The sequence below is a fragment of the Candidatus Aquicultor sp. genome, from assembly GCF_054640775.1.
Genome location: NZ_JBTSLF010000009.1, coordinates 23877 through 30906, shown reverse-complemented (window position 1 = coordinate 30906; position 7030 = coordinate 23877). Strand labels below are relative to the sequence as shown.

General features: G+C 56.2%; 5 protein-coding genes. All 5 read left to right on the top strand.

Annotation, left to right across the window (positions count from 1 at the left end):
• Positions 1 to 202: 202 nt before the first annotated feature.
• The 5 genes from ACYC56_RS01715 to ACYC56_RS01695 all read left to right on the top strand — a co-directional run bounded on the left by ACYC56_RS01715 (position 203) and on the right by ACYC56_RS01695 (position 7026).
• The gene (locus ACYC56_RS01715) at positions 203 to 2872 is read left to right on the top strand and encodes a cation-translocating P-type ATPase (RefSeq protein ID WP_461372450.1); all 2670 of its coding nucleotides are present in this window, start codon (positions 203 to 205) and stop codon (positions 2870 to 2872) included.
• A 143-nt stretch (positions 2873 to 3015) separates the two neighbouring features.
• A complete protein-coding gene (gene fbp / locus ACYC56_RS01710; protein WP_461372449.1) occupies positions 3016 to 4128 on the top strand; it encodes a fructose-1,6-bisphosphate aldolase/phosphatase in 1113 nt (370 codons plus the stop codon).
• Positions 4129 to 4321: 193 nt separating this feature from the next.
• Positions 4322 to 5197, top strand: coding sequence for a polysaccharide deacetylase family protein (locus ACYC56_RS01705; RefSeq protein WP_461372448.1), 876 nt, complete (start codon positions 4322 to 4324; stop codon positions 5195 to 5197).
• A gap of 23 nt (positions 5198 to 5220) precedes the next feature.
• Positions 5221 to 6345: a glycerate kinase gene (locus ACYC56_RS01700; protein WP_461372447.1), complete on the top strand. Its 1125-nt coding sequence runs from the start codon at positions 5221 to 5223 to the stop codon at positions 6343 to 6345.
• Positions 6346 to 6453: 108 nt separating this feature from the next.
• Positions 6454 to 7026, top strand: a complete 573-nt coding sequence (locus tag ACYC56_RS01695) for a winged helix-turn-helix domain-containing protein (RefSeq protein WP_461372446.1) — start codon at positions 6454 to 6456, stop codon at positions 7024 to 7026.
• The last annotated feature ends 4 nt before the right edge of the window (positions 7027 to 7030 follow it).

Sequence of the window (7030 nt, the reverse complement as noted above, 5' to 3'; positions counted from 1 at the left end):
CAAGAAGATCAAAATGCGAAAACGGCCGCTCCCGGTGCTCATCATAGGCATTCCCGGCAGTGCGCCACTACCTTCTACCGTTTTTTGCCGCATTGCATGCCATTGCGGTTGGGTACATACTACTCGCCACAACTTTTTCTATAGCGGATATACGGGCGCTTGCCCTCAAACACGGCCGTCGGTAATAGCTTAGGAGGCGGATTTGCGCTGGCATCAAAAGAGAACAGAAGAGGTATTTGACGAACTTAATACCGGTCTGCAGGGCATCTCGTCAGAAGAGGCGAGGAGGCGCCTTGAGCGGGTCGGCCGTAACGAGCTTACGACAAAGCGCCAAAAGACGCCGTTCGAGCTTCTGCTTGACCAGTTCAAGGACTTCATGATCATCGTCCTGATAATCGCCGCCATCGTCTCCTCGCTTATAGGGGAAGCCGCGGATGCGCTGGCGATTCTCGTTATCCTGGTTCTTAACGCGGCCATAGGTTTTGTCCAGGAGTACCGGGCGGAGCGCGCTATCGAGGCTTTGCAGGTGCTCGCCGCCCCGGAGGCGAACGTGGTGCGCGACGGCACGATACGCACTATTCGCGCGGCCGACCTTGTCCCCGGGGACATCGTCTTGCTGGATGCCGGCAAAATCGTGCCTGCCGACCTCCGGCTCATCGAGGCAGCCTTGCTTGAGATCAATGAGTCATCTCTTACCGGAGAATCGGCCCCGGTAAAAAAGAGCGTGCAGCCGATTCCCATGGAAGATATCCCGCTCGGCGATCGGCACAACATGGCCTACACCGGGACATTTATCACGTATGGACGCGGCAAGGGCGTGGTGGTCGAAACGGGGATGAATACCGAGCTAGGAAAGATCGCGTCGTTGATCCAGACTCCGGACGACCTGCGCACACCACTGCAGAGACGACTCGCCGTGTTTGGCAAATACCTGGCGATCGGCGCGATCGGTATCTCGGCGATCGTTTTCGCTGTGGGCATTATACGGGGCGAGCCGGTAATACTCATCTTTCTAACCGCCATCAGCCTGGCGGTAGCCGCTATTCCTGAGGCGCTTCCGGCGGTCGTAACGATCGCCCTCTCTATAGGTGCGAACCGTATGGTTCAGAACAAGGCGCTTATACGCAAGCTCCCGGCAGTGGAAAGCCTCGGCTCGGTCACGTTTATCTGCTCGGACAAGACCGGCACGCTTACCGAGAACAAGATGAAGGTAGAAGAGATCTACGCCGGCGAGGTCTACCGGATAACGGGTGCCGGCTACGACCCCCACGGCGAGTTTCTTGATCCCGAGGGGCATGCCGTCGATCTCTCACAGCAGGGGCGCTGGGACCTGTTTTTCCGGGGCCTTGCCCTTAACAACGACGCTTCGTTGATCCGCAGAAACGGCACCTATGAGGTGACCGGCGACCCGACAGAGATCGCGCTCGTCGTCGCGGCGGCAAAGGCGGGCCTTCCCAAAGAAGACGTCGAGCAAAGGTATCCCCGAATCGACGAGCTGCCGTTTGATTCAGAGCGAAGGATGATGACTACGGTTCATGCGGTGGGCGACCGGTTTATCTCATACACAAAGGGCGCTCTCGACGTGATTCTTGAGCGCGCGACCCAGGAGCTTACCGCCCAAGCCGAGCCGTCTTCCCTTAAGCTCGACCGCAAGATCGAAATCACCGGCAAAGGTTATGAGTTGGCCGCTCAGGGATTGCGGGTGCTTGGCATGGCCTGCAAGTTCTACGACACAAAACCGCCGACCGACCCCGATATCCTGGAGCGTGACCTCATCTTTATAGGCCTTGTCGGTATCGTCGATCCCCCGAGGGCGGAGGCCAAAGATGCGATCGCGCTGTGCAGGCAAGCGGGCATACAGCCGGTTATGATAACCGGCGACCATCCCTTAACTGCAAAAAACATCGCATACCGTCTTGGCTTGATCGATGAGCATGCGGACATGCTCACCGGCACTGAACTCGCCGCGTTGCCGCTGGACGAGTTCGAGGAGCACGTCCGGCACATACGAGTATATGCCCGCGTTGCCCCGGAGCAGAAGGTCAAAATCGTAAAAGCCCTGCAGGACAAGGGGGAGATCTGCGCTATGACGGGCGACGGCGTAAACGATGCCCCGGCGCTAAAAAAAGCCGATGTCGGTGTGGCCATGGGCATCACCGGCACCGATGTCGCCAAAGAGGCGAGCGATATGATCCTGCTTGACGACAACTTCGCTACCATCGTGGCGGCCGTGCGTGAAGGCCGGCGTATTTATGACAACATCCGCCGGTTTATTCGTTACACGATGACCAGTAACTCGGGTGAGATCTGGACGATATTTTTGGCCCCGTTCCTGGGACTTCCCATCCCGCTGTTGCCCATTCATATCCTTTGGATCAACCTGGTGACCGATGGACTTCCCGGCCTGGCGCTGACCGCAGAGCGCCCCGAGGCTGATATCATGCGGCGTCCACCCCGGCATCCCAAAGAGAGCGTTTTTGCCCACGGAATGACCTCGCATATCATCTGGGTGGGCCTGCTGATGGGGGCGGTGTCTCTCGTGTCGCAGGCAGGCTCGCTCTACTTCGAGTTCGGCGACTGGCGCACCATGGTGTTTACTGTGCTCACACTATCTCAAATGGGACACGTGCTCGCAGTCCGCTCGGAAAAGCAGTCCCTGTTTACGCAGGGGATCTTAACAAATAAGCCGCTTATCGGCGCGGTGCTGCTCACCTTCCTTCTCCAGCTCTCCACCATCTATCTGCCGTTTATGCAGGAGATATTTAAGACCAAACCTCTCGGGGTGCGCGAACTCGCCGTCACGTTGGCGATCTCATCGCTGGTGTTCTTTGCGGTTGAGATCGAGAAGGCCTGGCGACGGTTGAGAACCTGAGCGATACTAGTCTCGCACGGTAGTTGGCAAGTCGCTCGATAAAAGGGACTTTTTAGGTTTAGGGCGCGCTGTTTTGTATTTAATAGTTTATACATCTTGTTAGTATGAAACGGGAGCTAGACTTACAAGGAGGGTAATTAAGAATGTCTGAAAAAATAACTCTTAGCGTCATCAAAGCTGATGTTGGCGGCTATGTTGGGCACAGCGATGTCCATCCTGAGTTGTTAAGGAAAGCCGAAGAGAGGCTCGAGGGCGCAAAGAAAGAGGGTCTTATCATCGACTACTCGCGCCAGAAGGTCGGTGACGATATCGCGCTGATCATGACCCACAAGCTGGGTATGGACGCGGTCGATATCCACAAGTTCGCGTGGGAGACCTTTGAGGCTTGCACCGAGGTGGCGAAGGAACTCGGTCAGTATGGCGCGGGCCAGGATCTTTTGGCCGATGCCTTCTCGGGCAACGTCAAGGGCATGGGACCGGGTTGCGCTGAGATGGAATTCGTAGAGAGAAGGAGCGAGCCGGTCGTTATTTACCTGGCAGATAAAACCGAGCCGGGTGCCTGGAACTTCCCGATCTACAAGATCTTTGCGGATCCGTTTAATACGATCGGTCTTGTCATCGATCCGAATATGCATGACGGCTTTATTTTTGAGGTACATGACCTCGTAGAAGAGAAACGCATCTTCTTCAACTGTCCGGAAGAGATCTATGACCTGCTGGTATTTATCGGTGCGCCGAGCCGCTATGTCGTAAAGAACGTCTTCCGCAAGTCGGATAACGAGCCCACTGCCGCCACCTCGACCCAAAAGCTCTATAAGCTTGCGGGACGCTACGTCGGAAAAGACGACCCGGTTATGATCGTGCGTTGCCAGAGCGGTATGCCGGCGGTCGGCGAGGCGCTTGAGCCGTTCGCTTTCCCGCACGCGGTTGCCGGTTGGATGCGCGGCTCGCATCACGGCCCTTTGATGCCGGTCTCGGTTACGCAGGATACCCCGACACGTTTTGACGGCCCGCCGCGCGTGGTCGGCATCGGGTATCAGCTTGCAAAAGGCAGACTCGTAGGCCCGCGCGACATGCTCGGCGATGTAAGTTATGATAATGCACGCCGTGTGGCCCTTAACATGGCGGATTACTTCCGCACACACGGCCCGTTCGAGCCGCACCGCCTGCCGCTTGACGAGATGGAGTACACGACGATGCCGACCGTTATGGAGAAGCTCGCCGCCCGCTTTGAGGATACCAAGGCGCTCGACTAGTTGGCGGGAACTGCCCTATAAATGCTTGACTGGGCAGAAGGCTATTGCTGATTTTAGGTAATTTGTAAAAATGTGGCTGTAGGGCTACCAAAATATGTAGTAGAATAGTAACTGCGCTTTGTCGGCGCAGTTACTATTTTTTTTATGCTGTCCCTGATGAACATTTTAAGTACCCTGGGGGATGAATGTCTTAATGAAAAAAACATACCATGTAATACCTAGCGCGTTAGCGATTCTTTTTGTCTTTCTTGTGACAAAAGTCATTGTCGGACAACCTGATTTTCTTGAGCGACTCTTAGATATCGATCTGCCGCAGCTTTTCATCGTTATCGCAGGCGTAGGAATCGTATTTTTAGCGGCCTTTGTCAGCTACTTTGAGTACCATGGAATCGGCTGCCAGGATGGAATCTTGCGCAAAGGCCCGCATCAGGATATCGTCGCTATTACGTTTGATGACGGGCCCAACCCGAGCTACACACCGCAGATTCTGGACATCCTCAAGGAAAAAGGCGTAAAGGCGACGTTTTTTACGGTGGGCTTACACGTTAAAAAATATCCCGATATCGCCAGACGAATCGTCAACGAGGGACACGATATCGGAAACCATACATATACCCACAAAGATCTTGTCCCCACGACGCGCAGGATGATCTTGGCCCAAGTACATAAAACCGATCAGGCCATTCAGCGCATAACCGGCGTCTCAACCAACTTGTTCAGGCCGCCGAGAGGGATTTACAGCAGTGCGGTTCGCAAGCTTCTCGTCGATGAGGAAGGGTACAGTCTCATTCTCTGGACGGTAAGCAGCGTCGATTGGCGCGGGCTCAGTCCCCGTAAAATCTTACGGAGGATATCGCGGCACACGCGACCGGGCGCTATCCTGCTCTTCCATGATAGCGGGGCGCTGGTACGCCGCGAGGGGGCGAGCAGAGAGAACACGGTTGAGTCCCTTCCCATGGTCATCGATTACCTGCAAGCCAGGGGATATGAGATAGTACCGATCTCCGAGATGCTCAGGCGACAAGAGGAGCAGGGACTCGAAGCAACGGGCATCTGGAAAGAGGCCTAGCAGAGAAACCACGACCCGAGAACATGAAAATAGTTGTCGCTCCAGACAAGTTCAAAGGAACCGCGAGCGCGCAGGCCGTCGCGCAGGCCATTGCGGACGGCATAAACGCTGTGCTCCCGGAGGCCGAGGTCGTACTCGTCCCGATGGCCGATGGTGGCGAGGGTACGATGGATGCGTTGCTCGCCGCGGTAGGCGGGCAGGTTCACGAGGTAGTGGTGACTAATCCGCTCGGTAGACCGGTCAAGGCGCGGTTTGGCGTTCTCGCGGACGGAACGGCGGTAATCGAGATGGCCAAGGCTTCCGGTTTTGAGCTGGTGCCCCCGGAGCTGCGCGACCCCACGGTAACCACCACCTACGGAACGGGCGAACTCATCGAGGCGGCGCTTGATTATGAATGCAGACGTTTTATCGTTGGCATAGGCGGCAGTGCTACATGTGATGCCGGCATCGGCGCGGCACAGGCGCTCGGCGTAAGGATCCTTAAGAAGGATGGCTCGGGGGTTGGCTTTGGGGGAGGAGAGCTAGTGACCATCTCGCGGATCGACGCCTCGAGCATCGACCCCCGGGCTCGCGATACACAGGTTCTGGTAGCCAGCGATGTGAAAAACCCCCTCTTCGGACCAGACGGCGCAGCGCATATGTTTGCCCCGCAAAAAGGGGCCTCACCCGAGCAGGTATTCCTTCTCGAGCAGGGCTTGCTGCACTTTGCCGACGTAGTTCAGCGCGACCTCGGAGTCGATGTGTCCGGGCTCCCGGGTGGAGGGGCGGCCGGCGGCTTGGGCGCGGGCCTTGTCGCGTTTTTAGGCGCGACCATCAGGCCCGGAGTCGAGCTGGTCATGGAAGCGGTTGGACTACGAGACAAAATGCGGGGGGCCGACCTTGTTATAACGGGCGAGGGCCAAGTCGATGCCCAAAGCATCTACGGCAAAGTCCCTGCAGGTGTTGCGGCCTTAGCGCGCGAGTGCGGCGTAAAGACGATCGTCATCGCAGGCAAGCTCGGTGATGGTTACGAGCAGCTGCATGATATCGGCATCAGCGAGATGTACGCGCTGGAAACGATCGCGGGCTCGCTTGACGAGGCGATAAAAAAGCCCCTCCCCTTTCTTAAAGAAGCGGCCGTCCGCATCGCCGCACAACTTCGAGCCTAGTAATTCACGGCGTAAATCTGTACACTATTAGTTAACAATCCTTGTCAACCATTGCTTGTCGACTATTGTTAACCGATAGTGTACAAGCGTACAATTGTGGTGGTGACCATGCTAGAAACGCTGTTCAGATCACGGGTTATGGTTAAGCTCTTGAGTTATTTCTTGAATAATCCGGGCAAAGAGGTGTATCTGCGGGAGGCGAGCCGTGAAGTATCCGAGCCCCCGAGCGCGGTGCAGCGCGAACTCGAGCGCCTTGAGGCCCTTGGTTTGCTCGGTTCCCGCCGGCACGGAAACCACAAGTATTTTAAGGTGCGCCCCGAGTTTCCTATCCTGCCCGAGCTTCGCAGCCTCTTTTTGAAAACCGAAGGGGCAGTCGCGCTTCTTAAGGAGAGCCTTGCTGGACTTGGAGGCATCCAGCTCGCATTTGTCTACGGTGAGTTTGCGGAGCGGCCGGCTGGGGGCGCTTCGGAGATAAACCTCGTTATCATTGGCTCGCCGGACCGTACGAAGCTCGATGGGGCAACAAAGAATCTACGCGGCAAGCTCGGTCGCGTTCTGAACTACACGCAGTATAGCCCCGATGAATTTAAGCATTTGCTGGAGATAAAAGACCCCTCGCTTGAGAGGGCGCTTAACGGTGAAAAACTGGTTTTAGTCGCCAACGTCGCGGAGAAGGACTAGTTCT